Origin of the sequence: Longimicrobium sp. (assembly GCA_036389135.1) — a bacterium.
Classification (GTDB): Bacteria; Gemmatimonadota; Gemmatimonadetes; order Longimicrobiales; family Longimicrobiaceae; genus Longimicrobium.
Map to the genome: position 1 here is coordinate 1 of DASVQP010000087.1, position 23844 is coordinate 23844.

A 23844-nucleotide genomic window follows, 5' to 3' on the forward strand; every position below is an offset into this window, starting at 1 on the left:
CTGCGGCTCGAAAGGAACCGCATCGCCACCGGAATGAGCTGGGTCGAAGCAAAGGTGAGTATCACGCGCAACGCCGTGCGTACCTATCTCGCCCAGCCCAGCTTCACTTTGGGGGCAACTGCGTAAGTCCTATCTGTGTGAGACTTCTTTACCAGCTTTGCACACAGGCGGATGACGGATGGCATCAGGAGCCTTGCTTCTTCGGAGTACCCTATGTAGTATTCTAGTGGGAGACGCATCCACCCGAGGGGCTGACGCATGCCGCCGAGACCGAACCTGACGTATCCGACCGCGCTGGTGCTGCACGCGCTATCCATGGGGCAGTCGTACGGCTTCGACATCATGGACGCCACGGGGCTTCCCAGCGGCACCATCTATCCGCTGCTGCGGCGGCTGGAGCGCATCGGGTGCGTGGAGGCGAGCTGGGAGGACGAGGGCGCAGCCGCCGGCGAAGGGCGTCCCGCGCGCAAGTACTACCGCATCACGGCCGAGGGCCTGGAGCTGCTGGCCCGCGCCCGCGGACGGTTCGCGGCGCTGGAGCACGGCGTCCGTCCAGGGCTTCACCCGCACCCCGTGTCGCCATGAGCGCGAACCGCACTCCCCTGGCGCTGCGTGCAGCGTTGCGCGTGGTGGATGGTGCCGCGCGCCTGGCACCCGCCACCGAGCGCGCCGGCCTGCGCGGCGAGTGGCGCGCCGAGCTCTGGCACCGCACCCAGCGCCTGCAGCGCGACGGCTGCTGGAGCCGCGCCGAGGCCGCAAGGCTCCTGCTGCGCAGCCTCGGATCGCACGTCGATGCGCTGGACCTCCGCTTCTGCGGCCCCGACGGCGCCGCGGACCCGTGGGTGGAGGGTGCGCGAACCGGGCGCCGCCTGGCCGCCTACGCCGCCGCGCTCGCCTGCGCCGTGCTGGCGGTGTCGGCGGGGGCATTCGCGTGCGCCCTGGCCAGCGTGCTCCTTTCCGGGGGAGGACCTCCCGCGTGGAGCCGCATCGACGCCGGCGCGCGCGCCTTCATCCTGGCGATCGGCGCATTGTGGAGCGTGGGCCTGGTGGCGGGCTCCGCCATCGCCGCCCGCCGCCTGCTGCCGTCCGGCACGCGGCCCGATGCGCGCTGGATGATGGCCGCCCCAGGGATGTTTGGACTCTGTCTGGCGCTGCTGGCCGCATCCCGCGCGGCGAGCGCCGCCGCGCCGCACTCCTTCCTCGCCACCGCGGATCTCCCAACCCGCACCGCCCTCGCGTGTCTCGCGATGTGGTGCGCATCGGCCGCCACTTTCGCCGCGCTGCGCCACCGGCCCCGCGCGCGCCGGAGCGCCGCGCTCGATTGAACCCCATCTCACTGCTGGGCGAGGGCCAGCAGTACGAGTATCTATGTAGAATACTGGTTAGCGTCACCATCGTCCACTTTCGCTCGAGGTTGCACCATGCCCATCACACGAACGATCCAGCTCGCCCTCCTCCTCGCCGCAGCCGCTCCGGCGATGGGCCAGACGGCGTCATCCGGCAAGCTCACGCTCACCCCGGCGGCGCACGGGCCGGGAGCGCGGGTGGAGGCGCGCTACCAGGGGGATACGCGCTTCGCGGGCGCCACGCGGCTGGTGCTGCGAGCCCGCCTGCGCACGCCCGGCGACCAGGAGGCGTACCTGGGCGCCATCGGCACGGAGACGCGGCGCGTGGCGGAGCTGGTGCGCGGCGACGACGGCGTGCTGCGCGGCAGCTTCCAGTGGCCGGACTCGGTGGTGTACGCGCTCTTCGCCGTCGAGGCGCCGGACGGCGGCGTCATCGACACGCACGGCAACCAGGGGTGGGAGCTGATGGCCCGCGGCGCGGCGGGCCGGCCCACGGCGGAGGCGCTCGACCAGCGGGCGCGGGACCTTACACTGCGCAACCCGCTCCTGGGGCTGGAGACCGCCCGCGAGGGCGCGCGGCTCAACCCCGACGATCCCGCGAGCTGGCTGCGGCTCTGGTGGTTCGAGGGGTACGCGCAGGGCCGCGGCGGAACCGACTCGGCATCGCTTCAGCCGCGCCGTGCCCGGCTCGCGCAGCTCGCGAGGGCGCTGCAGGCGAAGGCGGGCCTCACCGGTGACGAGGTGGGCGCGATGATGCTCCTGGCGCGCGGGCTGCGCGACGAGGAGGCCGCGAGCGCGTGGGAAGCCCGCCTGCTGCGCGAGCATCCGCGCCACCGCGACGCCGTTCCCGTCCGGATGAAGGCGGCGATGGCCCCGCACTCCAGCAGCATCGAAGGAAAGCTGGCCGTGCTGGAGCCGCTCTGGGCCGAGCTGGGCACCACCGACGACTACCTGCTGATGGTCGGCACCGAGAATGCGCTCAGCGGCGGCGACCCGGCCGCGGTGGTGCGCTGGACGGACCGCCTGCTCGCGCACGTGCCGCTGATCGAGGCGCAGTCCCGCGCGGCCCGCGCGGTGGCGGAGCGGCCGGCGACCCGCGCGGAAGGGATGCGCCACATCCGCCGCATCCTCGCCCGCCTGCACGAGGCGCGCGATGCGGACCGCGACCTCTTCCGCACCGCGCCCCAGCAGCGCGACCGCGACGCCGAGCACCAGGCGGAGCTGCTCGCCGCGCTCGGCCACGCGCTCGCTTACTCGGGCGCGGCCCCGGCCGCGCTCGACTCCCTGCGCGCCGCCTCTTCGCGGAGCGCGCGGATCCCGCTCCTGCGCGAGATCGCCACCGCGCAGCTCGCGGCGGGCGACACGGCGGGCGCCGCGGGCAGCTGGGCCCGCGCCGCAGGGGCCGGGGCGGGCACTGCGCTGGCGGACAGCGTGCGCGAGGAGATCGGTGCACGCTTCGTGGCGGAGCGCTGGGCGGCGGACGTGGCCGCGGCGCGCGCCGAATTCGCCGCCCGCATCCGTCGCGCGGAGATCAGCCGTGCGCTCGCGGGCGGGCTGCGCCTGGTGGACGGCGCCGGTGTGCCCGCCGCGCTGCGGGGGAGCGCGGCGGGCCGGCCGACGGTAGTGGTCTTCGCCAAGAGCGGCTGCGGCTTCAGCCTGCGCGCGCTGCCGCGGGTGGAGCGCATGGCGGCCGAGCTCGCACGATCGGGCGTGCGCACGGTGCTGGTCACCGACGAGGCACCGAGCGAGGATCTCCAGAAGTTCTTTGGCGGGCGCGGCTACACGGGCCCCGTGCTCTTCGATCCGTCGCGCTCCAGCCACGCGGCATTCGGATCGGCGGGAACGCCGGAGTACTTCGTGGTGGACGGGGCGGGGACGATCCGCTTCGAGTACAGCTCGCTGGACGAGCTTCCGGCGCAGGTCGCGGCGCTCGCCCGGCCGTGAACGTTCCAGGGGCGGCGCCGGTGCGCCGCCCCGCATCAGCCGATCACGACCGTCGGCGCCGCCTCCGTCCAGCTTTCCCGCAGCGTGCAGCTGAACCGGCCGCGAAAGGTGCCCTCCTTCTGGCGCGACTGGTTGGGGCGGTCGGCCCAGCCCTGCACCTCGTACACGCCCCCGCCCAGCGCGCGCACCGCCGTCCCCTCGCCCCCCAGTTCGCCGAACCGGACGCGGCGGGCGAACTCCGCCGGGCTCATCTCCCTGCGATGGATCTTTCGCCACTCCTCGTACCGCTCGCGCATCGTCCCCTGGCACACGGCGAAGGCGCGCGCGTGCTCGGGCGGGATGGACGGCGCCTCCTCCACCGCAGCCGGCGAGCGCCACCAGCAGCAATCCCGCGTAGGCTGGAGTGCGCATCGCTCTACCGCTCGCCTGCGGGGGCGCGCACCAGCTCGCGCATGCGGCCGACGATGGACATCCCCGACCTGCCGTAGTTGGAGAGGACGATGGCCGTGTAGCCGTCCTCCAGGAAGAGATCCATGTTGGTGCTCGTCCCCTGGAAGCCGCCGCTGTGCCCCACGATGCCGCGCTTCGCATCCACCGAGAAGCCGTAGCCGTACTCCGGCGACGCGGGCTTGGGCGTGGTGAGTACGCGCACCATCGCGGGGGAGACCAGCTTTCCCGTGCGGAACGCCTCGGCGAAGCGCAGCACGTCTGGCGCGGTGGAGTAGCCGCCGCCGGCCGGCCCGCCGCGGTAGGGAAGGTCGCCGACGTGGCTGGTGTAGGCGCCGGGGCCGCGCTCGTACTCGCGGTCGTAGCCGATGGCCGCCACGGGCGGGATGCGGTCCTTGGCGTACCAGTGCGTGCTCCGCATACCGGCGGGCGCCAGGATGTGCTGCCGCACGTAGTCGAAGTAGCTCTGCCCGCTCGCCCGCTCGATGACCTTGCCCAGCACCAGGAAGCCCGTGTTGCTGTAGTCCCAGCGGCTCCCGGGGGTGAAGGCCGGCTCCGAGTCCTCTGCGTAGCGCAGCATCTCGTCCACCGTCGCCGCGCGCGAGTTGCTGATGCCGGGTCCCAGGTAGCTCCCCAGCCCCGCCGTGTGGGAGAGCAGATGGCCGATGCGGATCTCCCGTGCGGCGCGCGGGCTGGGGAAGTCCGGGACGAACTTGGAGAGCGGATCGTCGAAGGAGAGCTTCCCCGCCTCCACGAGCTGCGCGACGGCGACGGCGGTGATCATCTTGTTCATCGACGCCAGGTTGAACGCGGTCTCCAGCCCGTTCTTGCGCCGCGCCTCCTTGTTAGCCTCTCCGTACGCCGCGGCAAAGAGCGGCTTGCCATCCTTTGCCAGCATCACCACGCCGGAGAACGCGTCCGCCTCCGCCTGGCGCCGGACAAACTCGCCGAGCGCCTTCACCCGCTCCTGGTCGGTGCGCGGCGTCGAGGCGGCGCGCCCGGCGGGGGCCTCCGCGGGCTGGAAGGTCATCCCCGTGATGCGGTGTGGAGGCGTGGGCTCCACCTCCACCGCGATCTTCAGCCACTCTTGGGTAAGATCGCTCTGCGCCAGCACCTCGGCCGTTCCCGGCTTCGGCTCGGCCATGCGCTCGATCCGCAGCCCCTTTCTCTGCGTGTGCAGGTCGGAAAGGATGCCGAGGTGCTGCGGCGTCGGCGCGAAGTCGCGGAACGACGTGGCGTAACTCTCGTCGATGTATTCGCGCGCCGCCGAACGGTCCCCGGAGTTGATCAGCGCCACCACCTCGGCCGCGCGCGCCGCGGCGGGGGAGCGCGCCTCCTCCCTGCCGCCGCCGCACGCGGCGAGCGCCAGGAGCACGAAGCAGGAGGGGGCCGGCGGAAGGCGTCGCAGCATGTCATCCCCGCGGTTCGGGTTGGTAGGCCGCGTCGCACGACGAGGGTGTGCGGGCGACGGCGGATGCGGAACGCGCGAATCGGGCGACCTCTGACACCGGTGGGGTGTATGCACGCCCTGGCCCGTCCTGTGCGGACCCGGCCCGCGGCCGGTCATCTCCCGCTTCGACTATTTGTTTTCGTGATCCAGCGTCTTGCTTCGGTCTGGGTGTGGCTTTGCAGCGCGCTCATCGTGATCCTGTGGGTGCCGCTGCTGGGAATCATCTACCTGTTCACCGTTCCAGGCGACCCGGGGCGCTACACGGTGGGCCGCTGGTTCCGGCGTGCGGCCGTGACGCTGGTGGCGCTCAACCCGCTGTGGAAGTTCCGCACGACCGGCGTGCGCATCCAGGATCCCCGCCGACCCTACGTGGCGGTGGCGAACCACGAGTCGTTCGCGGACATCTTTCTGATCTCGCATCTGCCGTGGGAGATGAAGTGGCTGTCCAAGGAGGCCATCTTCAAGATCCCCATGATGGGGTGGATGATGCGCATGGCCGGCGACATCGCCGTGCGACGCGGCGACGCGCGCAGCCGCGCCTCGGCGCTGGAGGAGTGCCGCGACCGGCTGGCCAAGGGCGTCAGCGTGATGATCATGCCCGAGGGCACCCGCTCCGCCACCGGCGAGCTTCAGCCCTTTCGCGACGGCGCCTTTCGCCTGGCCGTGGAGCTGGGGTGCCCCATCCTCCCCATCGCCGTGGCTGGCACGCGCGACGCCATCCCCAAGGGCACCTGGGTGATCAACCGCGCCCGCGCCGTCGCCCACGTCCTTCCCCCGGTCGAGACGACGGGGCTGACGCTGGCGGACGTGCCCGCGCTGCGCGACCGGGTGCGCGCCATGATCGGCGAGGCGCGCGACGGGTTGTTCCGGGAGCTGGCGTGAGGGGCCCTCACCCCCGGCTCGTTACACTCGCTTGCCCCCTCTGCCGATAACAGGAGAGGGCTGCGCCCTCGCGGTTATCGAGAGAGGGGGGCGGGGGGCGTTAGCGTAGGGTTAATTGCGCGGGGGAGCGCTGGATCCGGCGTCCCGCGCGGTGAGGCTGGTGGATAGCTTACGAATCGCACGCACCTTTGAATCCCGCACCCCCGCGCCTCCATGAAAACAGCTCTTGTCGTCGCCGCCCTCCTCATCCCCGCGGCGCTCCAGGCTCAGACCTCCACGCCCGCGACCGCGCCGCGCGACCCCGCCCCCGCCACCGCGGCCGATTCCGCGGCGATCCGGCGAGCGGCGCTGGACTACATCGAGGGATGGTACACGGGCGACGCGGCGCGCATGCGGCGTGCCGTGCATCCGCAGCTGGCCAAGCGGTACGTGCGCACGGACGAGAAGGGGGAGAGCTGGGCCGGTGACACCCCTGCCGAGACGCTCATCCACCAGACGCAGCGCGGCTTCGGTACCGACGTGCCTCCGGCCGAGCGCCGCACCGAAGCGCGGATTCTGGACATCTACGGCGACCTCGCCTCCGTGCGCCTCAACTCCACACGGCTGGTGGACTACATGCACCTGGTCCGCTGGAATGGCGAGTGGAAGATCCTGAACGTGCTCTGGGACATGCGCCCGGAGTTCAAGGAGCGTCCGGGGCGCTGAGGCACCGGTGGACGCGCTCGCCTGGAACCGCATCCGCTACACGCTGATCGCGCCCGTCTACGACGCGGTGGTGCGGATGGACGCGCATCGCCGGCGGGCGGCGGCGCTGCTAGACCTGCGGGCGGGTGAGCGGGTGCTGGTGGACGGGTGCGGCACCGGCGCCGACCTGGACCACCTTCCGCCCGGCGTGCACGTCACGGCTACGGACCTTACCCCCGCCATGGTCGAGCGCACCCGCCGCCGCGCCGCCGCCCTCGGCCGCCCCGCCGATGCGCGGGTGATGGACGCGCAGGCGCTGGATCTGCCGGATGCGTCGTACGATGCCGTCCTCCTGCACCTGATCCTCGCCGTCGTCCCCGACCCGCTGGCGGCGCTGCGCGAGGCGGAGCGCGTGCTGCGCCCCGGCGGCCGCGCCACCGTGCTGGACAAGTGGGTTCCCGAGGGCGCACGTCCCTCGCTCCTGCGCCGCGCCGCCAACGGAGTCGCGCGCATCGTGGCCACCGACATCACCCGCCAGCTCGGCCCGCTCGTCGCGCAGACGTCGCTCGTGGTCGAGCACCGGGAGACGGCGGGGCTCGGCGGGTTCTTTTCGCTGGCGCTGCTGCGGAAGCCCGGGTAACCAGAGAACTGCAACGGCTTGGCTCACGCAGAGACACAGAGCCACAGAGAGAACCGCAAAGGGTTTCCTCTGTGGCTTTCAGTTCCTTCTGTGGCCTCTGTGTGAGCTTTTCTCTGTTGTTCTCTCTCCCTGCTCCTCAGCGCTCCCGGCGCGGACGTCCCGACGCGCCTTTCACACGCTGGATCTGCTCGCCCGCCTCCCCTTCCAGCTCGCGGAGGAAGCGCTCCACGTCGCGCGCCTCGTCGTGGTCTTCCACGAGGCGCGCGTGCTCCATCTCCAGCGCGGCGAGCTCGGCGGCGAGGCCCCGCCCCGTCCGAAGGCTCTCCAGCGGCTCGGTGGAGAGGGCGGTGGTGCGCCGCTCGTCGTCGTCTGGGTTGATGCCGCGCAGCGCGAGCATCGCCTGCTCCACCGCGATCTGCTGGCGCAGCTCAGAGCACCGCTCCAGCAGGTCGCGCATGTGGGTGATGCAGCGCTCGCCCTCGTGGGTGGCCGCCGCGTCCGAGTTCGCGCGCCACCTGCTCAGGAGCGCCTTGCCGTCGCGCTCGATGGCGGCGAGCGCGTCCAGCCGCGCCCGTGGATCGGCGCCGGCGCGGCCGCGCGTTTCGGCCAGCGGCGCCAGGCGGTGCTGCCAGTGCACCAGGTCGATGGACCAGAGACGGGCCTCGTGCCGCGCCTCCTGCTCGCCGAGCACGCCGCGCGCGTGGTCCAGCCGGGCGCGGATGGGCGCGCGCGTGGCCGCGTCCAGCTCACGCGAGAGCAGGGCATCGGCCGCATCCACGCGCTGGCGCTGCGCCGCGATCTCCCGCAGCCGCGCGCGGATCCGCTCCTCGTCCTCGCGCAGCCCCGGCAGCACTGGGGCGTGCGGTGCCACCGGCTCGGGCGTGGCAACGGGAAGCGGAGGCGGCTCGGGCTCCCGCGCGGCGCCCCCGCCCAATCCGTACAGGATCAGCACGATGGGCAGCGCGAACATCGTCAGCCCCACAAAGGCGCCGCCCAGGAAGTTCTGAACCGGTCCCTCCGCCTGGACGGGCGCGAATGCCGCGGCGAACACCCCGCTCGTCACCGTCGCCAGCGCGAGGAGGGTGCGCATGCGGCGGCGCGCCGGAACCATCCACCCGATCGCCAGCCCCAGCAGGCACCCCGCCAGCGCCCACCGGCGCGCCAGGGTGTACGGCCCGACCGTGGTGCCCTGCTGGATCGGCAGCGTCGTTGACACGAGCGCCAGCCAGACCGCGCCCGCCACGACCATCGCCAGCCGGATTCCCCTCCGCATCCGGAGGCGCCCTGGCGAGGTCGGAAGGTATCTCATCGAGGAGCAGCGCGTAGTGGGCGTGGGATGGGGTCGCGAAGCATACCCGAATCCCCTGCCGCTTTCAAGCGACGGGGACCGGTCTCCCGGGGCCTGCGGCGCCCGGCCGTCCGCCGCGCCGCCGCCTGCGCAGCCGCACGAGCCAGTACACCATCGTCACCAGCGTCGCGAGCACCGGGAGCCCGAGCAGCGGCGGGATCTGCAGCGCGTGCGGAAAGTTGTCCGCTTGGCCTAGGAAGAACGAGGCCGCCGCGATGAAGAGCGCGTACGTCATCCGCCACAGGTGCCGTCTCAGGCGGAACACGCCCGTGAGAGTGGACAGGCGCATCATCCGCAGATCGCCGAGGCTCCCGGCCAGCGCGGGGATGCTTACGACGAAGAACGACCCGGCGGAGTTCCCATCCCGCTCGCCACCCGGCATCCCGAGCGTCGCGATCCCCAGCCCCACGCCCGCGATCCCGACGACGAGCCCCAGGAACAGTGCGCCCACCTCCACCCGCCGCAGGCGCGGGGTCGGCGGCCGGACGGCCATGAGCGCCGTCACCACCAGGTACGCCGTGGCGAGGGAGGCGATGACGGAGATCTCGATCTTCAGGAGCGCGGCCACCAGCGCCCCGGTGAGCGCCATCGTAACCATGGAGTACACGAACACCATCCCGCTCCCGCGGTGGGTCGCCGCGCCCTTTTTGGAGTAGAGCGCCACGTATCCCGAGATGAGCCCCACTGCGCCGGCGAGGATGTGGATGAGCAACGCGATCCGCATGGACTCGCCTTGGATTGAGGTGAGCGATCTCCAGCCACGAGAAGCAGCTTACCACTAATCAATAATCTACATATCGATAAACATCAAGTAGGTTATCGAAATTCGTTGCTTACATCCTCTGACTTCTAACGCGGAGGCGCGCTCGACTTCCCGCTCGAATGCCCGGCCGCACACCATCCTTGTTCTGCCGGCACCACGCGCGCATACTCTTGACCCCGCCTGCTCCCTTACCCGCAAATCCGGAGCGATGGACTCATGCCGAAATACCTGATCGAACGCAACATTCCAGGCGCTGGCCGTCTCTCGCCGCAGGATCTCACCGCGATCGCGCAGAAGTCCTGCGAAGTGCTGCAGGGTCTGGGGCCGCAGATCCAATGGGTGCAGAGCTACGTGACCGGCGACCGGATCACCTGTCTCTACATCGCGCCGAACGAGGCGATGATCCGCGAGCACGCGCAGCAGGGCGGCTTCCCCGCGGACTCCGTCCAGGAGGTGATCGAGATCATCGACCCGACGACCGCGGAGGGGCGCAACGCCCAACCCGCCGTTCCGCTGCCGGGCTGAAACCTGTCCCCCGGGCCCGCTGCGGCCGACTCACAAAGAAACGGGGGCGGCGCTCATGGAGCGCCGCCCCTTCGCGCACGGTGAACCCGCGGAGCCCCTGGCCTCGTACACCCGAGCGGCCGGGGCGCGGATCGTATATCATACAGGCAGCCACCGCCATCACGCCGAGCCGCACGAGAGAAAACCCATGTCACCGCAGCGCACCTACGACGACGATGAAGTCCGGGAGATTTTCGCGGTGGCCGCGCGCCGGGAGCTGGCGAATCCGCAGCCGACGGCCGCGCCGGGGCTGACCCTCGCGGAGCTCCAGGAGATCGGGCGCGAGGCCGGGCTGGACGTGGGGGAGGTGGCTCGTGCCGCGGCGGCGCTCGAGGTTCGTGCCCTTGATGCTCCCGCGCGCACCTCGCTGGGGATGCCGATCGAGGTGATCCGCGTCGTCCCCCTGCCGCGCGCCCCCAGGGACGCGGAGTGGGAGCAGCTCGTGGGCGAGCTGAGGACGACGTTCCGGGCCCGCGGGCGGGTGGCAGCGCAGGGAGGGCTGCGGGGTGGACCAACGGGAACCTTCACGCCTGCGTGGAGCCGAGCGGGAACGGCTACCGCCTCCGGCTGGGGACGGTGAAAGGGGACGCACGTACCCTGAACGCATTCGGCGGCATCACCCTGTTCGCGGGTGCCGCCGGGACGATCTCGGCAGTCATCGGCGGTGCGCCCCAGGACGTGATCGTACCCTGGATGATCGCCGCGTCGGGAATCGTGGCGGTCGGCGCCAACTTCCTCCGCCTCCCCCGCTGGGCCGACACGCGGCGGAAGCAGATGGACTTCATCGCCGCCCGCGCCGCCGCCATCATGGACGGCGATCCGCCCGCGACGGGGTGAGCCGCCGGGGGATCGCACGGAAGCCCCACGCCAGGGCTGGTGTGGGGCTTCTTCGCTTCTGTTGAACCTCGGGGGCAGGATCAGCGGGACCGGCGTACCGGCGGCGAGGCGGGCGGGCGTGCCCCCGGCAGGTTCTTTCCGCCAGCGATCATGTAACCGAGCGCCGCGCCAGTCAGGCCTCCGAGGAAGAACGCCGCGACATCCGCCATCCCGTCGCAACGGCTCGGATCGCAGGTGGCGCGTGAAAGACCGATCCCCAGCGCCGCGCCCGCCACTCCACCTACGACCATACCGATTGCCGGCGTGAACCGCGGCGGCCCGGCTGGACACCCGTACTCCCCCGCCGTCGGCAGGAGCACTCGATGCGGATCCGCCGGGAACCTCCATTCAGGAGCGGCGGCCGCCACCCACGGCTCGTTGCGGCGCTGGCCAGCAAGGGGGCCGCTGGCCCAAACCACGAGCAATGCCGACAGGCAAATGCGTAGCGTCATCATCCCTCTCGGGGTGTCTATTGCTGAAATATCCAGTAATGCGGCCGGAGATTCGGCTGTCAGGGAGGGCCGGATGCGAGCAACGGCGGGTGGGTAGACTCTGCGTGGCGATCGAGATGCTTGCGCGCAGCCGGGGTTTGCAGCATCCTATGGGGTAGCCATAGGGAGATGAAACCCGAATCGCGCCCTGTGCGTATGGGTAACCCATAGGAGAGACGATGGAGAAACGAGACGTTCAGCCGGGGACGCTCGCGCTCATGATCCTGAAGACGCTCGACGTGCTGGGGCCGCTGCACGGCTACGGCGTGGCGCGGCGGATCGAGGAGACGAGCAGGCACCAGCTGGAGCTGAACTACGGCACCCTCTACCCCGCCCTGCTGAAGCTGGAGCAGGAGGGCTTCGTGACGGCGGAGTGGGGACAGTCGGAGAACAACCGCCGCGCCAAGTTCTACTCGCTCACGCCCGCGGGACGAAAGGAGCTGGCGCGCGAGCTCCACGAATGGCAGCAGACGGCGGAGCTGATCGCAACCTTTTTCGCACTGAAGCGGGAGCCCGCATGAAAGCGATCCGCAGGGTGCTGGCGCGCATGAGCGCCGTCTTCCGGGGCCACACGAGCGCCGATGACGATCTTCGCGCGGAGATGGAGGCGCACCTCCAGATGGAGATCGACGAAAACGTCCGCCGCGGCATGCCGCCCGCCGAGGCGCGGCGCCGGGCGCTGATCGCGTCGGGCGGGCTCACGCAGGCGGTGGAGAGCGTGCGCGAGCAGCGCGGCCTTCCCTGGATCGAGGGCCTCGCGGCCGACCTCCGCTACGCCGTCCGCCACTACCGCCGCACGCCGCTCTCCACTCTCACCATCGTCCTGGTGCTGTCGCTGGGGATCGGCACCAACGTCGTGCTGTTCACCTTTCTCAACTCGATCGCGACGATGCCCGCGCCGGGAATCGCGCGCGACGCATCGCTGGTGCGCATCCGCGGCACCATGCGCGCGGAGGGGATGGGGGACGCGCAGCCGCGCCTGCTGTCGTGGCCGGAGGTGCAGGAGTATGCCGGCCGCAGGGAGCTGTTCGGCGGGGTGGCCGCGTACGCCGACGAGTCCGCCCTCGTGAACCTGGGCGATGCGGCTTCGGTGACCGTCCGGCTGATCTACGCGACGCCCAACTACTTCGGCATCCTGGGCGTGCACCCGGCGCTCGGCACCGCGCCGGCCGCGGAGAGCGACGCCGTGCGCATGACGTCGCCGCCCACCGCGATGATCAGCCACGCGATGTGGCGGCAGCGGTTCGGGGGCGAGCGCGACGTGATCGGCCGCACGATTCGCGTCAACGGCTTCCCGGTCGAGGTCGTGGGCGTGGCGCCGCCGCGCTTCACCGGCACGGACGGGGGCGGCGGGATGACGATGTGGGTGCCGCTCGCCTCGTATCCCCTGCTCCAGAAGCGCACACCGGCGGCGTTCATGAGCCGCGACAGCCAGTTCCTGGGCGCGGCCGCCCGGCTGCGCGCGGGAGTCACGGCCAAAAGCGCGGCCCCCGTGGTCGCCGGCATCGCGGGGCGCGCGACGCTCTCCCCGCAGGATGGTGACGCGGGGGCGGCCCGGAGCGAGACGCCCGGCGCCGACGTCGTGCCGATGCTCGCCAGCAACAGCCGGATCAGCCAGCGTGCGGACCTGCTCGTCTCCGGGGTGGCGGCCGGCGGATTCGCGCTGCTCGTGCTGCTCATCACGTGCACCAACGTCAGCGCGCTCATGGTGGGGATGGCCGTCGCGCGGCGGCGCGAGATCGGCGTGCGGCTGTCGCTGGGCGCGCCCCGCAAGCGGCTGATCCGCCAGCTCCTCACCGAAAGCGTCCTGCTGGCTCTCGCCGCCGCGGCGACCGGCCTCGCGGTGACGGCGGGTGGGATTCGCGTCCTCGGCGCGATGCTGGAGGGCGTGCAGCTCGTGGTGGACTGGCGCGTTACCGTCGCCACGTGCACGGTCGCCCTCGTCACCGGTGTCCTCCTCGGCCTCTCGCCGGCGCTGCACGCCACGCGCGTCTCCGTGGGCGAGGTGCTGAAGAGCTCGTCGTGGTCCGTCGCCGCGACCCGGTCGTGGCTGCAGCGGGCGCTGGTCGTGGCGCAGATCACCCTCACGCAGCCGCTGCTCGTGGGGCTGGGCGTGGTGGTCGCGACGATGCTCTCCGACATCGGCCGCGGCGCCGCGTCCAGCGTGGCCGGCCAGATCGCCGAGATCGAGCTCGACGCGTGGTCCGGCAGGGTGGCCGGGGCGGAGCGCGAATCCCGCATCGCCGCGGCCGCGGAGCGCGTGGCCGCGATGCCCGGCGTGGTCGCCGCGATGCCGATGCAGATGGGTACCGTCAACGCGCCGCTCTCGGTGCACCCCGCCGACCGCGTCGCGGGGATCAACTACGATGCCGTCATGGAGTCGCAGCTGACCGCCGCGCCCCGGGGCTACTTCGGCGCATTCGGCATCCCGGTCGTGCGCGGGCGCGACTTCGACGCCGGCGAGTACGCGCATCCGGCCGACGGCGTGGCGCGCGCACCGTCATACGACCGGGCGATCATCGGCCGCGACCTCGCGCGGCGGCTGTGGGGCGGCGCCGACCCGCTCGGCCGGCGCCTCGTCATCGGACAGCCGAACCGCCCGCGGGCCGCCGCGATGATCGTGGTGGGCGTCGTGGACGAGGCGGCCGCGGGCCCGAGCGAGGTCAACGGCCAGGTCCGCGTGTACGTGCCGTATTCGTCCATGAACATGGGCGTGATCGCGCGCACGGCGGGCCCCGCGCTCCCCATGCTGAACGCCATGCGCGAGGCCGTCGCCGCCGAAGCGCCCCAGATGCCCATCAGCCGTGCGCAGACGCTGGAACAGCGCGAGGCGGAGGCGCGGCGCTCCGCGATGCGCGCAGGCGGGGCCGTGGCGGTGGGCGGGGTGCTCGCCCTGCTCCTCTCCGCCATCGGGCTCTACGCCGTGGTGTCGTTCGCGGTCGGCCAGCGCACGCGCGAGATCGGCATCCGCACCGCGCTGGGTGCGCAGCGCCGCCAGGTGGTGCGGATGTTCTTTGCGAAAGGACTCGCCCTGAGCGCGCTCGGCCTCCTCCTGGGGCTGCCGCTCAGCCTGCTCGCCACGCGCCTCATCGACGCGAAGCTGAACGTGCCGCTGGCCAGCTCGCCCCTGCTCGGCGTTGCGGTCGGTGCGCTGGTGTTCGTGGTCGCGTCCGTCGCCGTGTGGATCCCCGCGCATCGCGCCAGCACCATCGACCCGGTGCTGGCGCTGCGGACCGACTGAGGGCGGCGGGGAGCCGGACTTGCCCGGCGATGGGATTCCACCCATCGTTCCGCTCCCCCATCCGCCCCAGCCTGAGAATCCCTGATGCGCCTCATCTTGGCCGCCACGCTCGCGGCATCCATCCTCCTCCCCTTCGCCGCCTGCGCACAGGATTCGGCGGCGGTGGAGGTGCCCCCGGGAAGCCCTCTGCTCGACGCATCCCGCATCGCCGCGCGCACCGACACCTTTGAGCTGCGAGCGGACGGGACCGACCCGATCCAGCTCGTGATCACCACGACCGCGCTCGGCGACACGGCTCTACTGCGCGTGGAGCGGATGTCGTTCGAAGGGAGGGAGCTCGGCGTGGACTCGTTCGCGGTGCGCATCCGCGGGCTCGCGCCGCTGTTCGCCGAGAACCGGAGCGTCGAGGCGGTCGCCCGCCTGACCTTTCCGCCCGGCCGCGCGGAGGGGAGCTACACCCCCGCTAGCGGAGCGGAACGCCGCATCTCCGAAGCGCTGAGCGAGCCCGCGTTCTACGCCAACTCCATCGACCTCGTGCTCGCGTCGCTGCCGCTGGCTCCGGGCCGCTCGTTCGGCCTGCCGACGTGGACCCCGGGCGGACGCGCCGGAGTGGTATCCACCCGAGTGGCGCGCGCGGAGACGGTGCAGGCCGGCGACGGCGCGCGCTGCGAGGCGTGGCGGGTGGAGACGGTGGACGGGAACGGTACGGAATCCGTCTACTGGGTCGAGCGGAGTACCGGAGCTCTGCTCGGCTTCGCCACCGATGGCATGGAGATTCGCATCGCCCGTCACGCCGCCTGCCGGCTCTGAGCCATCCGGCACGCTGAACCGGAACGGCAAGGCGCCCCGCGTGAGCGGGGCGCCTTTCGCATGTAAACCGTCGTCAGGGTGCTCGTGCGGTGTCGCGCGGAGCGGGTGCGGGGTACCGGTGCGGATCGATCAGGTCGGTGAAGCCGAAGACGAAGCTGAACAGGCCAAAGAGCCCGACGGAGACTCCCAGATACGGGTGATCGGCCTCCTTCAGCCGGTACCCGCCGTAGAGGAGCGCGGCACCGAAGGCGATCAGCTGCAGATCGGTGCTGGTGCCGTAGAGCGGACCCGCCTGCGCGATCCTCTCCGATGGTGTGAGCGTTGGAAGCGTGTGGCGAGATTCGAACAGAGGCCGCGCGGTGCCGTATTCCGCTGGCGATGCGGCGCGCCACTGCCCCTGTGCACCCGCTGGCGCAAGGAGCATGACCCCGAAGACGAGTGCAGCCGCGTATGTGCGGATCCGAGCGAGAGAGAGCGGCACGTGGCCTCCGTGGAGGGTGAGAAGAGGGACGGCGACCCTTGCTTCGAGCGGCTGCGCTCGCAAGGCTTGTGCACCGTCGTCGGAATCGCGGCGTGCGGCGTGATCCGTCCAACCTCCGGTGGAGCTGCCGATGTCCGAAGCGAACGCCCCGAGCGCCGCCCTCAGCACCGAGCGCCTGTTGTCCGCCAGCCCGCGAGCGGTATTCGCCGCCTTCGAGCAGCCGGATCGTCTCGCCCGCTGGTGGGGGCCGACCGGCTTCACGAACACCTTTGAGCGGTTCGAGTTCGAACCCGGCGGGCGGTGGGTCTTCGTGATGCACGGCCCCGACGGCGCCGACTATCCCAACGAGAGCGTCTTCCGCGAGATCGAGCCCGACACCCGGATCGTGATCGAGCACGTCGTCGAGCCGTGGTTCACGCTGACGGTGACCCTGGCCCCCCGCGGCGGCCAGACGCATCTCACCTGGGTCCAGGAGTTCGAGAGTCCCGAGATCGCCGAACGGCTTCGCCACATCTGCGAGCCCGCCAACGAGCAGAACCTCGACCGCCTGCAAGCGCTGCTCGCAACCAAGAGCCCCTGAAGTGGGCCGTGTGCATCGGAGATCTCACGCGAAGGCGCGAAGGCGCAAAGAAAGTAGTTCGTGCCTTACCTTCGCGTCTTTGCGCCTTTGCGTGACATCTTGATCCAGAACGGTGCACAGAAGCCGGTATCCACAACCCCTTCCCTCACCTACCATGTCCTCGACCGCCTGCCGCGAGTGCGGCGCCGCCATGCCGGACGGCTCCAACGCATGCGCCACGTGCGGGGCCGGAATGCCTCCCCTCCCCGTGCAACGCCCCCTGCCGCCCCGCCCCGTGCCGAAGCCGGAGCGCCCGGGATGGCGTACCGCCTTCGACTGGGCGGTCCTCGTGGCCGTGTGCGCCCTCGTAGGAACCTTTTTCTACCGTCTGTCCGTGGGCAGCGACCAGGCCGCCACGGAAAAGGCGGAGGTGGCGCGGGAGATCGAGCACCTGATCGATCTGGGCGTGTGGGGGCAGGACACCACGGGCAAGGCCCAGCCGCCGGAGAGCGCCGCCCGCCCCGTCCCCACCACCGTCCGCGCGAAGCGGATCTGGGTGATGAACCGGATGGCGGTAGACGGCACGCTCTGGAGGCGGGACGTGATGAAGCGGCACGGCCTGACGAGCGAGAAGATGATCGCGGCCTGGGAGACTGGGCAGTACCAGGCGAACGCGCGCGCCCACCCCGAGGTGGGGAGGCACCTGGAAGCGCGCCTCGCGGCGATCACGGAACTCGAGAAGACCGCGGCCGCCTGGACGGATGAGCACATCGCGGCGCTGGCGCGGGAGTCGGCGCTGCCCGCCAGCGAGATCCGCGACATCATCCCGCCCGAGCCCGTGCGCCCGCCACCAGGCGAGGTGCGGCTGGTGGAGGCGCTGCTGGAGATCCACCGTCACCTGGTCCGCATCGACGCGCGGGTGGAGTACGCCGGGGGCCGCGAGCTGCGCTTCCAGCGCGAGGAGGACCTGCGCCGCTTCCAGCAGCTGATCGCGGCGGCGGGTGAAGCCGCCGCCGCCGTGGACCAGGGACGGCAGGCAAAAGCGGCCAAGCAGGCCGCCGCCTTCAACCGCCTGATTCGGTAAGCGCCGGCTGGGCGCCGCGGGAGCTCAGTGCAGGCGGCCCGCACCGTCTCGGAACCCGCCGTCCGGCCGTACCTCACCACCCCTCAGCGAGAACCGCCGGTCGAACCGTCATCGCAGACGGTGCCGCCAAGGGGGAGCCGCGTGACGCCCACTTCCTTCATGTATGCAGCGCGCTGTTCACCGGTCAGCTCCGCCACCACGATGCGGCTCGTGAAGCCGCCGCAGGCGCGGCCGTTCTCCACCGTCATCCAATCGGTTATCTCCCGCGGCTCCACGTGCACCACGTGTCCCGCCTGGAACGCGGGGAACATCCGCGCGTCAGCCGCCAGTTTCCCCACGAACTTTCCATCCGTGTACGTCACGTCGTACAGCCAAATGTGCTCCCCCGCCTGGCCTGGCTCGCCCAGCCGCACCTTCACGCCCAGATAGGACAGCCCGGGCGGTGCGTGTCTCAGGCGTTCGATGAGCTGCGGTACCGTGGCGCGCGCGCGGTGAATCGCGGCGTTCATCGCTTTGTTGCCCGAGCCGATATGGACGATAGGCCTCTCTCCGCCGTCATCACGGACACGCGCATTGCCCTGTGCCGCGAGCCGCTCGCCGCGACCGCACGCGACCACCAACGCTGCCAGGGCAAACGTCCGCGCCGACACTGTAAAGAGCCTCATGATCGTCACTCCTCATTCAAGGTGACCAGCCGAGCGCAATCCCGCCGGGCTGGACTTCAGTGAACCTCGGCACGCGGCACAGCCTCGAGATCCACACCTGAGTCCGCGGTGCCCAGGGCGTCGTGGCGCTCGGCGGGCTCCCGCAGAAGCTGGTAGATGATGATCGCCCCGAACGTCGCGGTGCCGATGCCGCCGACGGAGAACCCGCCCAGCTTGAGCACCAGGTCGCCCGCCCCCACCGTCAGCGTCACCGCGGCCGTCACCAGGTTGCGGCTGTTGGAGAAGTCCACCCGGTTCTGCACCCAGATGCGCCCGCCGGTGGCCGCGATCAACCCGAACAGCACCACCGAAAGCCCGCCCAGCACTGGCCCCGGAATCGTCCCCACCAGCGCCCCGAACTTGGGCGACAGCCCCATCACCACCGCCGCCCCGGCCGCCACCAGGAAGATGAGCGTGGAGTAGATCCGCGTCACCGCCATCACCCCGATGTTCTCGGCGTACGTCGTTACGCCGGTGCCTCCTCCAGCCCCGGCCACCATGCACGCCAGCCCGTCGCCCAGAAACGCGCGGCCCAGGTAGCGGTCCAGCGACTCCCCCGTCATGGCGCCCACCGCCTTGACGTGCCCCAGGTTCTCCGCCACCAGCACCAGCGCCGCCGGCGCGAAGAGCAGCGCCACGTCCCAGCGGAAGACGGGGCGCGAGAAGTTGGGCAGCCCGATCCACGCCGCATCGCGCAGCGGCGCGAAGTCGACCGCGGGCCCCATCCCCATCCCGTTGGCGAGCACCAGGTACAGCAGGTAGCCGATGACCCCGCCCAGCAGGATCGGCACGCGGCGCAGCAGCCCAGGGGCGTAGACGGCCACCGCGCACGTCGCCAGCACCGTCGCCAGCCCCACGCCCGTGGCGAAGCCGCTGCCGCTGATGGCGCGCACCGCCACCGGCGCCAGGTTCAGCCCGATCACCGCCACCACCGAGCCGGTGACGACGGGAGGCATCAGCCGCTCGATCCACCGGTACCCCGTCGCCATCACGATCAGCCCGATGGCGGCGTACAGCGCACCCGCCGCGATGATCCCGCCCAGCGCCACGCCGATGTTGGGGTTGGGCCCCTTCCCCGCGTACCCGGTGGCCGCCAGCGTAACCGCCACGAAGGCGAAGCTGCTCCCCAGGTAGCTCGGCACCCGTCCGCCCACCACCACGAAGAAGAGCAGCGTCCCGATCCCCGAAAAGAACACGGAGGTATTGGGATCGAACCCCATGAGGATGGGCACCAGCACCGTGGCGCCGAACATGGCGAACACGTGCTGCAGCCCCACCACCAGCGTCTGCCCCCACGGCAGCCGCTCCTCGGGCCCGATCACCCCGCCGGCCACGGGCGTCCAGCGTGGGAAAAAGCTTGTGCGTGCGGGTGAGGGCATGGATGGGTGAGACGTGGACGATGAAGAGGGACGGGCGGGAACCGATAAACAAGCACGCCGACGGCGGCCAGCGCAAGGCGGCATGCCCGGCCAGTTGATCCCGTCCGGCACGTGCTCGGGCGCGTCGTTGATACCGGGGAGGACCACGCGTCCGCCCAGCGCGATGCGGCGCGTGGCCCGGCCGGCGAGCCGCTCCACCTGCTCGCTGGTGCCCACCGCCACGATGCGCTCGCCGCGGATGGCGAGCGCCTGAGAGCGCCAGCCACGCTGGGATCCGAGAGGGGGTCAAGGGAGTGTCCGGTAGGGCGGACGGGTCTCGCGGGTGCGAGGGGGAGGGGACAGCCGGCCCTTCGCAGGAGTCGGCGATCTTATGGCGGCAGCTGAAGCCAGGGCGACGACCGGGTGATCGGCCGCGGCCCCTCGCACTGCCAGGGACGAGCACGCTCGCCGCGGGCCCGCTCACGTCGTAGTGGCTGGTGCTGTGCCCCCGGACGAGTGCTCGAGATCGTGACTCAGGGCCGGAAGAGCGCCGCGTGCCCAAAGGCCTCGCCCGTGTTGCCGTGCGGCCAGCGCTCTCGGCGGAAGCTCACTCCCAGGCTGCCGTCCGGCGACCGGAACGACTCGTCCCACGACAGGCGCCCGGTGGCGGGATCCACCCGCGCCATGAGCATGCGCTCCTCACCGCTGGTCTCCGCGCCCACGATCAGCCGCTGCGAGCCCGGATCCTTTGCCAGCCAGTGCGGCCTGAAGAGGGTATCCGCCACCAGCCGCGAAACCTCCACGGGCCGTGCGGGCTCCCGCACGTCCAGGGTCACGAGCATGTTCATCCGGCCCACCGGCATCACCCAGTAGCCGCCGACCACGACCGGGATGCCGCAGCCTGCCCTGCGGTCCGCCGGCACGCCGGTGACCTCGACCGTGTAGACGTGCCGGAGCCGCGGCGCCTCCGTGGCGATGCGCGTCAGGTGATACAGGCCGCACCCGAACGCGTTCAGCAGCACGCTTCCGTCCGGCATCACGCGGGGCTCAAAGGGAAGCTCATGCCCGTTCCGCAGCACGCCGCCGTCCCTTCGCCGGGCGGGGGGCATGGCAAGTGTGTGGAGCAGTGTGAGGTCCGAGAGCCGCCAGACCTGCACCACGTCCGCGCTGCTGTGCTCCATCATCCCGGCACTGGTGGTGACCACGCGGTCCGACTCGGGGAGCACCGCAAAGGCGTAGGGGCGGATGGGCACAGTCCAGGCCGGGTCCGCCGCGCTGGCGGTGCGGAGCGGGCGGCCCTCCGGGTCGAGCTCCGCGATTCCGCCGTGCCCGCCCGGCATGGTGGTATCGCCAGGCTCCGGGCTGGGGCCCTCGCTGCGCAGGTAGCCCACGAGCACGTTGCCGTTGGGCAGGCGGTAGAAGTCGTGCGGATAACGCAGCGGCGCCACCGGGGGCAGCGTGCGTGCCAGCCGCGGCCGCTCCGCCTGCCGGGTGTCGAAGAGCAGGATCTGCTCGTGGTGGTGCGCATTGGCGAACAGCAGCCGGTCGGATCCAGGAAGCTCGTACTCCAGGTGGTGCGGCATGGAGCCCGTCAGCCCCACGGGCTCGGTGGCGATCACCTGGGCGTAGGTGGCGCTGCCGGGCTGAACGTCTACCACGGCCAGGAAGTCCTGGTGCATCTCGTCGGTGTCGCCAGCCCAAACGTACAGGTAGCGGGCGGGCGCGGATTCGGGGGCGGGCTGGCCTGCCGGCGCCACGTGGGCCGTGCAGCCGGCCGCGCACAGCAGCAGGGGGAGCAGCACTTTCATGCGAGTGGGTTCCTGCGGCGGGAGGGAGGGAGGGCCGGGTGGTCGATTTATCTCCGCGGACTCTCCGGGAGCGTAACCCTGATCGGCAGCGTCGTCATGAGCGCGCTGGGCGCCGGCCACGGCGGTCCGAGGCGCACCTCCAGCCGCAGGTCTCCGACGGTCTCGGGTGTGACCTCGACGTCATAGGTTTCGCCGATGCCCATGAACGCCCGTCCCGGCCGGGCCCCTTGCTCGGTCGCGGGCAAATCTGCTCCGTCCTTGGCCACCGGGCGCCACGCGGCATGTGTGCTGTCTCGCCAGAGTTCCACGCGAAGCGCGGCGCGGGTTACGCTCATCTGGATGAACCGCAGCCGATACGTGGTGCCGACTTTCATGTCGATCGGCCCCGGTGCCGCGCTCCCGTTGACCAGTGCGCTGCGCCCCTGCTCGGCGAAATCGGTAGGCGCGGTGATCAGGATCGGAATGTCGATCGTGGGATCCCGCCGCTCCCCCGGTTCGGTCACGACCAGGGCACCCGCGAGCCCGGCCAGCTGCTGGCGCTCCTCGTCGGCATGGGTGTGATAGATGAACGTCCCCGCGCGCGGCGGCGTGAAGCGCACCTCGAACGAGTCTCCCGGCGCGATCAGCGGCGCCACCCGCTGGCCGGCCCCACTGAAGCCAGGGACCCCGTCGAAGTAGCTTTCCAGCTCGATCCCGTGCCAGTGCACCGCCGTCGCCTCGGGCAGGCGGTTGACGACGGTGATCCGAACGGGCTGCCCGCGCACGAGATCGAGCGTCGGACCCACACCCAGCCCCGAGCGGGGAATCGGTTCGGGGCCCCCCTCGTGAATCGCATAGCCATAGAACGGCGTCGCGGCCGAGCTGCCCTCATTGGGGCGGATGAGCAGGCGCATGCGTCGCTCGTCTCCTGCGACGGCGGCCGCTTGCGCCGTTGTGCGTGCTGGACGCACCGCGACGCCCATGACTAGCCCGTTCATGCCGCCCCTCGCATGGTCGGCGTGCGCCTGTGCGTCCGCCTCCCCATGCGCCGCTCCGGGCCCGGCCTGCCGCGCCAGGCCCAGCGAGCCGCGAGGACCAATGTGCTCGGGGATGTGGCAGTGGAAGAGCCAGTTGCCCGGTCGCTCGGGCACCCACGTAAGGCTCATCGTGCTGCCGGCAAGCATGCTCTCCGTCACTGCCATGCCGCCCGCGCCCGCCGTGTACACGGTATCAGCCTGGCCGTCTCCGCGGCTGTCCACCCGGAAGTAGAAGCCGTGCAGGTGCATCGGGTGAAGGTCTGCCGACGCGTTGATCACGCGCCAGCGCACCGTGTCGCCCACCGTGTGCTCCATGCGCTCGGTGTGCGGCCACGAGCGCCCGTTGATCACGCCGAGCACGCGCTGGCGGTGCGTCCGCGCGCGGTGGATGGTATCCGTCCACATGCCGATGACGATCACGCGGTCGCGCTGCCGGCCCGCGCCGGGGTCGTCCACGACGATGGCGCCGGTGAGCTGCGCGTCCTCGCGCGTGCGGAAGTTGAAGGGGCGGCGCATGGTCGTGCCCCAGTAGTAGTAGGTGCCCGGCGCGTCCAGGCGGATGCGCACCGTCCGCTGCTCCCCCGGGGCCAGGACGAGCGGCGTCGCATCCACCGGACCTGACTGGGGACGCGCGTGCAAGCCGTGCACTTGCAGCGTATCCCGCAACGTGTTTCTCACGTTGACTTCCGCCTCGGTACCGGCCCGCACGCGCACGAGGGGACCTGGGATCTGGGCGGCACCTCCTTCCTCGGCGAACGCCGGCATGGGCGCCCCAGGCCTGTCGTCCCCGTCGGGATGCCACATGGCTACTCGCGCCTCCAGCCTCAGTCCGAGTACGCCGCCCCGCATTGTGCCGCCCGCCTGCACATTCTCGTTGGGCCGCACGCGCTCGACGTCACCCGCGGGCAACACTCCAACCCGACCTGCAGAGGCGCAACTGGTCAGGAGCACAAGGATCGCCGGGAGGCCCACCGCGGCGGCGGGAAGCGTTCGGGTGCGCGTCACCCTCCAAAAAGGCGTGGATGCCTGGAGACAGACCGGTCCGGCGTGACGATTTCGCTGTGTAGTCACTTCAGGCATCCATCGGCGGGCCGTTCAGGACGTGTACTCGTCCTGAACGATCGTGGAGAGCCAGAGCACCGATCGGCGCGTGGCAGGGGCAAATTGCCCGGCCGGAGTACCCCAAGGGTACCGGGGACGAAGAAACAGAGCGCGAGCGATCGCTCGGCCGCGCGGTACGGCAGTGTGGGGTCGGGTGGGATAGAGTGAGGACCCGTGGCTATGCCGTCGCACGCAACGACATCAGCGGAAGATTCGACGCGCAGGGTGTGCCTGCCCGTCAAGCGTA

The 23844-nt window shown here is 71.2% G+C and carries 25 protein-coding genes; 16 read left to right on the top strand and 9 right to left on the bottom strand.

Annotation, left to right across the window (positions count from 1 at the left end):
• From VF584_19825 to VF584_19840, 4 genes are all read left to right on the top strand, one after another.
• On the top strand, positions 1–126 hold a 126-nt coding region (locus tag VF584_19825), incomplete at its 5' end, for an IS701 family transposase (protein ID HEX8212435.1).
• A 132-nt stretch (positions 127–258) separates the two neighbouring features.
• A complete protein-coding gene (locus VF584_19830; GenBank protein ID HEX8212436.1) occupies positions 259–585 on the top strand; it encodes a PadR family transcriptional regulator in 327 nt (108 codons plus the stop codon).
• Positions 582–1325 carry a hypothetical protein gene (locus tag VF584_19835; GenBank protein HEX8212437.1) on the top strand — a complete coding sequence of 248 codons (744 nt, stop codon included), beginning with the start codon at positions 582–584 and terminating at the stop codon, positions 1323–1325. Before VF584_19830 ends, VF584_19835 begins: the two co-directional genes overlap by 4 nt.
• 96 nt (positions 1326–1421) lie before the next feature.
• Positions 1422–3290: a TlpA disulfide reductase family protein gene (locus VF584_19840; protein ID HEX8212438.1), complete on the top strand. Its 1869-nt coding sequence runs from the start codon at positions 1422–1424 to the stop codon at positions 3288–3290.
• 35 nt (positions 3291–3325) lie between these two features.
• Here the strand turns inward: VF584_19840 and VF584_19845 are convergent, their stop codons facing one another.
• The gene (locus tag VF584_19845; protein HEX8212439.1) at positions 3326–3649 is read right to left on the bottom strand and encodes a hypothetical protein; all 324 of its coding nucleotides are present in this window, start codon (positions 3647–3649) and stop codon (positions 3326–3328) included.
• Between the two features lie 56 nt (positions 3650–3705).
• Complete coding sequence (locus VF584_19850; GenBank protein ID HEX8212440.1) at positions 3706–5148, bottom strand: serine hydrolase domain-containing protein; 1443 nt, start codon at positions 5146–5148, stop codon at positions 3706–3708.
• Between the two features lie 180 nt (positions 5149–5328).
• Between VF584_19850 and VF584_19855 the strand changes: the two genes are divergently transcribed.
• The 3 genes from VF584_19855 to VF584_19865 all read left to right on the top strand — a co-directional run bounded on the left by VF584_19855 (position 5329) and on the right by VF584_19865 (position 7393).
• On the top strand, positions 5329–6069 hold the full coding sequence (locus VF584_19855; protein HEX8212441.1) for a lysophospholipid acyltransferase family protein: 741 nt from the start codon (positions 5329–5331) through the stop codon (positions 6067–6069).
• A 213-nt stretch (positions 6070–6282) separates the two neighbouring features.
• The gene (locus VF584_19860) at positions 6283–6774 is read left to right on the top strand and encodes a nuclear transport factor 2 family protein (protein ID HEX8212442.1); all 492 of its coding nucleotides are present in this window, start codon (positions 6283–6285) and stop codon (positions 6772–6774) included.
• Positions 6775–6781: 7 nt separating this feature from the next.
• The gene (locus VF584_19865; GenBank protein ID HEX8212443.1) at positions 6782–7393 is read left to right on the top strand and encodes a methyltransferase domain-containing protein; all 612 of its coding nucleotides are present in this window, start codon (positions 6782–6784) and stop codon (positions 7391–7393) included.
• Between the two features lie 136 nt (positions 7394–7529).
• Here the strand turns inward: VF584_19865 and VF584_19870 are convergent, their stop codons facing one another.
• Both VF584_19870 and VF584_19875 read right to left on the bottom strand, forming a co-directional pair.
• On the bottom strand, positions 7530–8666 hold the full coding sequence (locus tag VF584_19870; GenBank protein ID HEX8212444.1) for a hypothetical protein: 1137 nt from the start codon (positions 8664–8666) through the stop codon (positions 7530–7532).
• Positions 8667–8766: 100 nt separating this feature from the next.
• Entirely contained in the window at positions 8767–9465 is a 699-nt protein-coding gene (locus VF584_19875) for a hypothetical protein (protein HEX8212445.1), read from the bottom strand.
• 255 nt (positions 9466–9720) lie between these two features.
• On the opposite strand from VF584_19875, the gene VF584_19880 reads away from it, so the two are divergent.
• From VF584_19880 to VF584_19905, 6 genes are all read left to right on the top strand, one after another.
• Entirely contained in the window at positions 9721–10029 is a 309-nt protein-coding gene (locus VF584_19880) for a DUF4242 domain-containing protein (GenBank protein HEX8212446.1), read from the top strand.
• Positions 10030–10216: 187 nt separating this feature from the next.
• Positions 10217–10648: a hypothetical protein gene (locus VF584_19885; GenBank protein ID HEX8212447.1), complete on the top strand. Its 432-nt coding sequence runs from the start codon at positions 10217–10219 to the stop codon at positions 10646–10648.
• The gene (locus tag VF584_19890; protein ID HEX8212448.1) at positions 10645–10905 is read left to right on the top strand and encodes a hypothetical protein; all 261 of its coding nucleotides are present in this window, start codon (positions 10645–10647) and stop codon (positions 10903–10905) included. The genes VF584_19885 and VF584_19890 overlap by 4 nt, the downstream gene beginning before the upstream one ends.
• A gap of 709 nt (positions 10906–11614) precedes the next feature.
• Positions 11615–11956 (top strand): PadR family transcriptional regulator, encoded by a 342-nt coding sequence (locus VF584_19895; GenBank protein ID HEX8212449.1) that lies wholly within the window; start codon positions 11615–11617, stop codon positions 11954–11956.
• On the top strand, positions 11953–14676 hold the full coding sequence (locus VF584_19900) for an ABC transporter permease (protein HEX8212450.1): 2724 nt from the start codon (positions 11953–11955) through the stop codon (positions 14674–14676). Before VF584_19895 ends, VF584_19900 begins: the two co-directional genes overlap by 4 nt.
• A gap of 84 nt (positions 14677–14760) precedes the next feature.
• On the top strand, positions 14761–15486 hold the full coding sequence (locus tag VF584_19905; GenBank protein ID HEX8212451.1) for a hypothetical protein: 726 nt from the start codon (positions 14761–14763) through the stop codon (positions 15484–15486).
• A gap of 73 nt (positions 15487–15559) precedes the next feature.
• On the opposite strand, the gene VF584_19910 is transcribed toward VF584_19905, so the two are convergent.
• A complete protein-coding gene (locus VF584_19910) occupies positions 15560–15967 on the bottom strand; it encodes a hypothetical protein (GenBank protein ID HEX8212452.1) in 408 nt (135 codons plus the stop codon).
• Between the two features lie 130 nt (positions 15968–16097).
• Between VF584_19910 and VF584_19915 the strand changes: the two genes are divergently transcribed.
• Both VF584_19915 and VF584_19920 read left to right on the top strand, forming a co-directional pair.
• A complete protein-coding gene (locus VF584_19915; GenBank protein HEX8212453.1) occupies positions 16098–16547 on the top strand; it encodes an SRPBCC family protein in 450 nt (149 codons plus the stop codon).
• Positions 16548–16701: 154 nt separating this feature from the next.
• A complete protein-coding gene (locus VF584_19920; GenBank protein ID HEX8212454.1) occupies positions 16702–17610 on the top strand; it encodes a hypothetical protein in 909 nt (302 codons plus the stop codon).
• A gap of 83 nt (positions 17611–17693) precedes the next feature.
• On the opposite strand, the gene VF584_19925 is transcribed toward VF584_19920, so the two are convergent.
• Both VF584_19925 and VF584_19930 read right to left on the bottom strand, forming a co-directional pair.
• Positions 17694–18275, bottom strand: coding sequence for a DUF2314 domain-containing protein (locus VF584_19925; protein HEX8212455.1), 582 nt, complete (start codon positions 18273–18275; stop codon positions 17694–17696).
• A gap of 56 nt (positions 18276–18331) precedes the next feature.
• The gene (locus tag VF584_19930; GenBank protein ID HEX8212456.1) at positions 18332–19636 is read right to left on the bottom strand and encodes a solute carrier family 23 protein; all 1305 of its coding nucleotides are present in this window, start codon (positions 19634–19636) and stop codon (positions 18332–18334) included.
• 139 nt (positions 19637–19775) lie between these two features.
• On the opposite strand from VF584_19930, the gene VF584_19935 reads away from it, so the two are divergent.
• A complete protein-coding gene (locus VF584_19935) occupies positions 19776–19946 on the top strand; it encodes a hypothetical protein (GenBank protein HEX8212457.1) in 171 nt (56 codons plus the stop codon).
• Positions 19947–20205: 259 nt separating this feature from the next.
• Here VF584_19935 and VF584_19940 read toward each other — a convergent pair whose 3' ends face one another.
• The gene (locus tag VF584_19940) at positions 20206–21480 is read right to left on the bottom strand and encodes a hypothetical protein (protein HEX8212458.1); all 1275 of its coding nucleotides are present in this window, start codon (positions 21478–21480) and stop codon (positions 20206–20208) included.
• 47 nt (positions 21481–21527) lie between these two features.
• On the bottom strand, positions 21528–23261 hold the full coding sequence (locus tag VF584_19945; protein HEX8212459.1) for a multicopper oxidase domain-containing protein: 1734 nt from the start codon (positions 23259–23261) through the stop codon (positions 21528–21530).
• Between the last annotated feature and the right edge of the window lie 583 nt (positions 23262–23844).

What these genes read in the sequence shown, in the direction of transcription:
- VF584_19850 (HEX8212440.1), bottom strand. Translation starts at nt 5,148, where the DNA reads ATGCTGCGACGCCTTCCGCCGGCCCCCTCCTGCTTCGTGCTCCTGGCG.
- VF584_19880 (HEX8212446.1), top strand. Translation starts at nt 9,721, where the DNA reads ATGCCGAAATACCTGATCGAACGCAACATTCCAGGCGCTGGCCGTCTC.
- VF584_19945 (HEX8212459.1), bottom strand. Translation starts at nt 23,261, where the DNA reads ATGCCGGCGTTCGCCGAGGAAGGAGGTGCCGCCCAGATCCCAGGTCCC.
- VF584_19905 (HEX8212451.1), top strand. Translation starts at nt 14,761, where the DNA reads ATGCGCCTCATCTTGGCCGCCACGCTCGCGGCATCCATCCTCCTCCCC.
- VF584_19935 (HEX8212457.1), top strand. Translation starts at nt 19,776, where the DNA reads ATGCCCGGCCAGTTGATCCCGTCCGGCACGTGCTCGGGCGCGTCGTTG.
- VF584_19830 (HEX8212436.1), top strand. Translation starts at nt 259, where the DNA reads ATGCCGCCGAGACCGAACCTGACGTATCCGACCGCGCTGGTGCTGCAC.
- VF584_19860 (HEX8212442.1), top strand. Translation starts at nt 6,283, where the DNA reads ATGAAAACAGCTCTTGTCGTCGCCGCCCTCCTCATCCCCGCGGCGCTC.
- VF584_19895 (HEX8212449.1), top strand. Translation starts at nt 11,615, where the DNA reads ATGGAGAAACGAGACGTTCAGCCGGGGACGCTCGCGCTCATGATCCTG.
- VF584_19875 (HEX8212445.1), bottom strand. Translation starts at nt 9,465, where the DNA reads ATGCGGATCGCGTTGCTCATCCACATCCTCGCCGGCGCAGTGGGGCTC.
- VF584_19920 (HEX8212454.1), top strand. Translation starts at nt 16,702, where the DNA reads ATGTCCTCGACCGCCTGCCGCGAGTGCGGCGCCGCCATGCCGGACGGC.
- VF584_19885 (HEX8212447.1), top strand. Translation starts at nt 10,217, where the DNA reads ATGTCACCGCAGCGCACCTACGACGACGATGAAGTCCGGGAGATTTTC.
- VF584_19840 (HEX8212438.1), top strand. Translation starts at nt 1,422, where the DNA reads ATGCCCATCACACGAACGATCCAGCTCGCCCTCCTCCTCGCCGCAGCC.
- VF584_19940 (HEX8212458.1), bottom strand. Translation starts at nt 21,480, where the DNA reads ATGAAAGTGCTGCTCCCCCTGCTGCTGTGCGCGGCCGGCTGCACGGCC.
- VF584_19925 (HEX8212455.1), bottom strand. Translation starts at nt 18,275, where the DNA reads ATGAGGCTCTTTACAGTGTCGGCGCGGACGTTTGCCCTGGCAGCGTTG.
- VF584_19835 (HEX8212437.1), top strand. Translation starts at nt 582, where the DNA reads ATGAGCGCGAACCGCACTCCCCTGGCGCTGCGTGCAGCGTTGCGCGTG.
- VF584_19900 (HEX8212450.1), top strand. Translation starts at nt 11,953, where the DNA reads ATGAAAGCGATCCGCAGGGTGCTGGCGCGCATGAGCGCCGTCTTCCGG.
- VF584_19870 (HEX8212444.1), bottom strand. Translation starts at nt 8,666, where the DNA reads ATGCGGAGGGGAATCCGGCTGGCGATGGTCGTGGCGGGCGCGGTCTGG.
- VF584_19915 (HEX8212453.1), top strand. Translation starts at nt 16,098, where the DNA reads ATGTCCGAAGCGAACGCCCCGAGCGCCGCCCTCAGCACCGAGCGCCTG.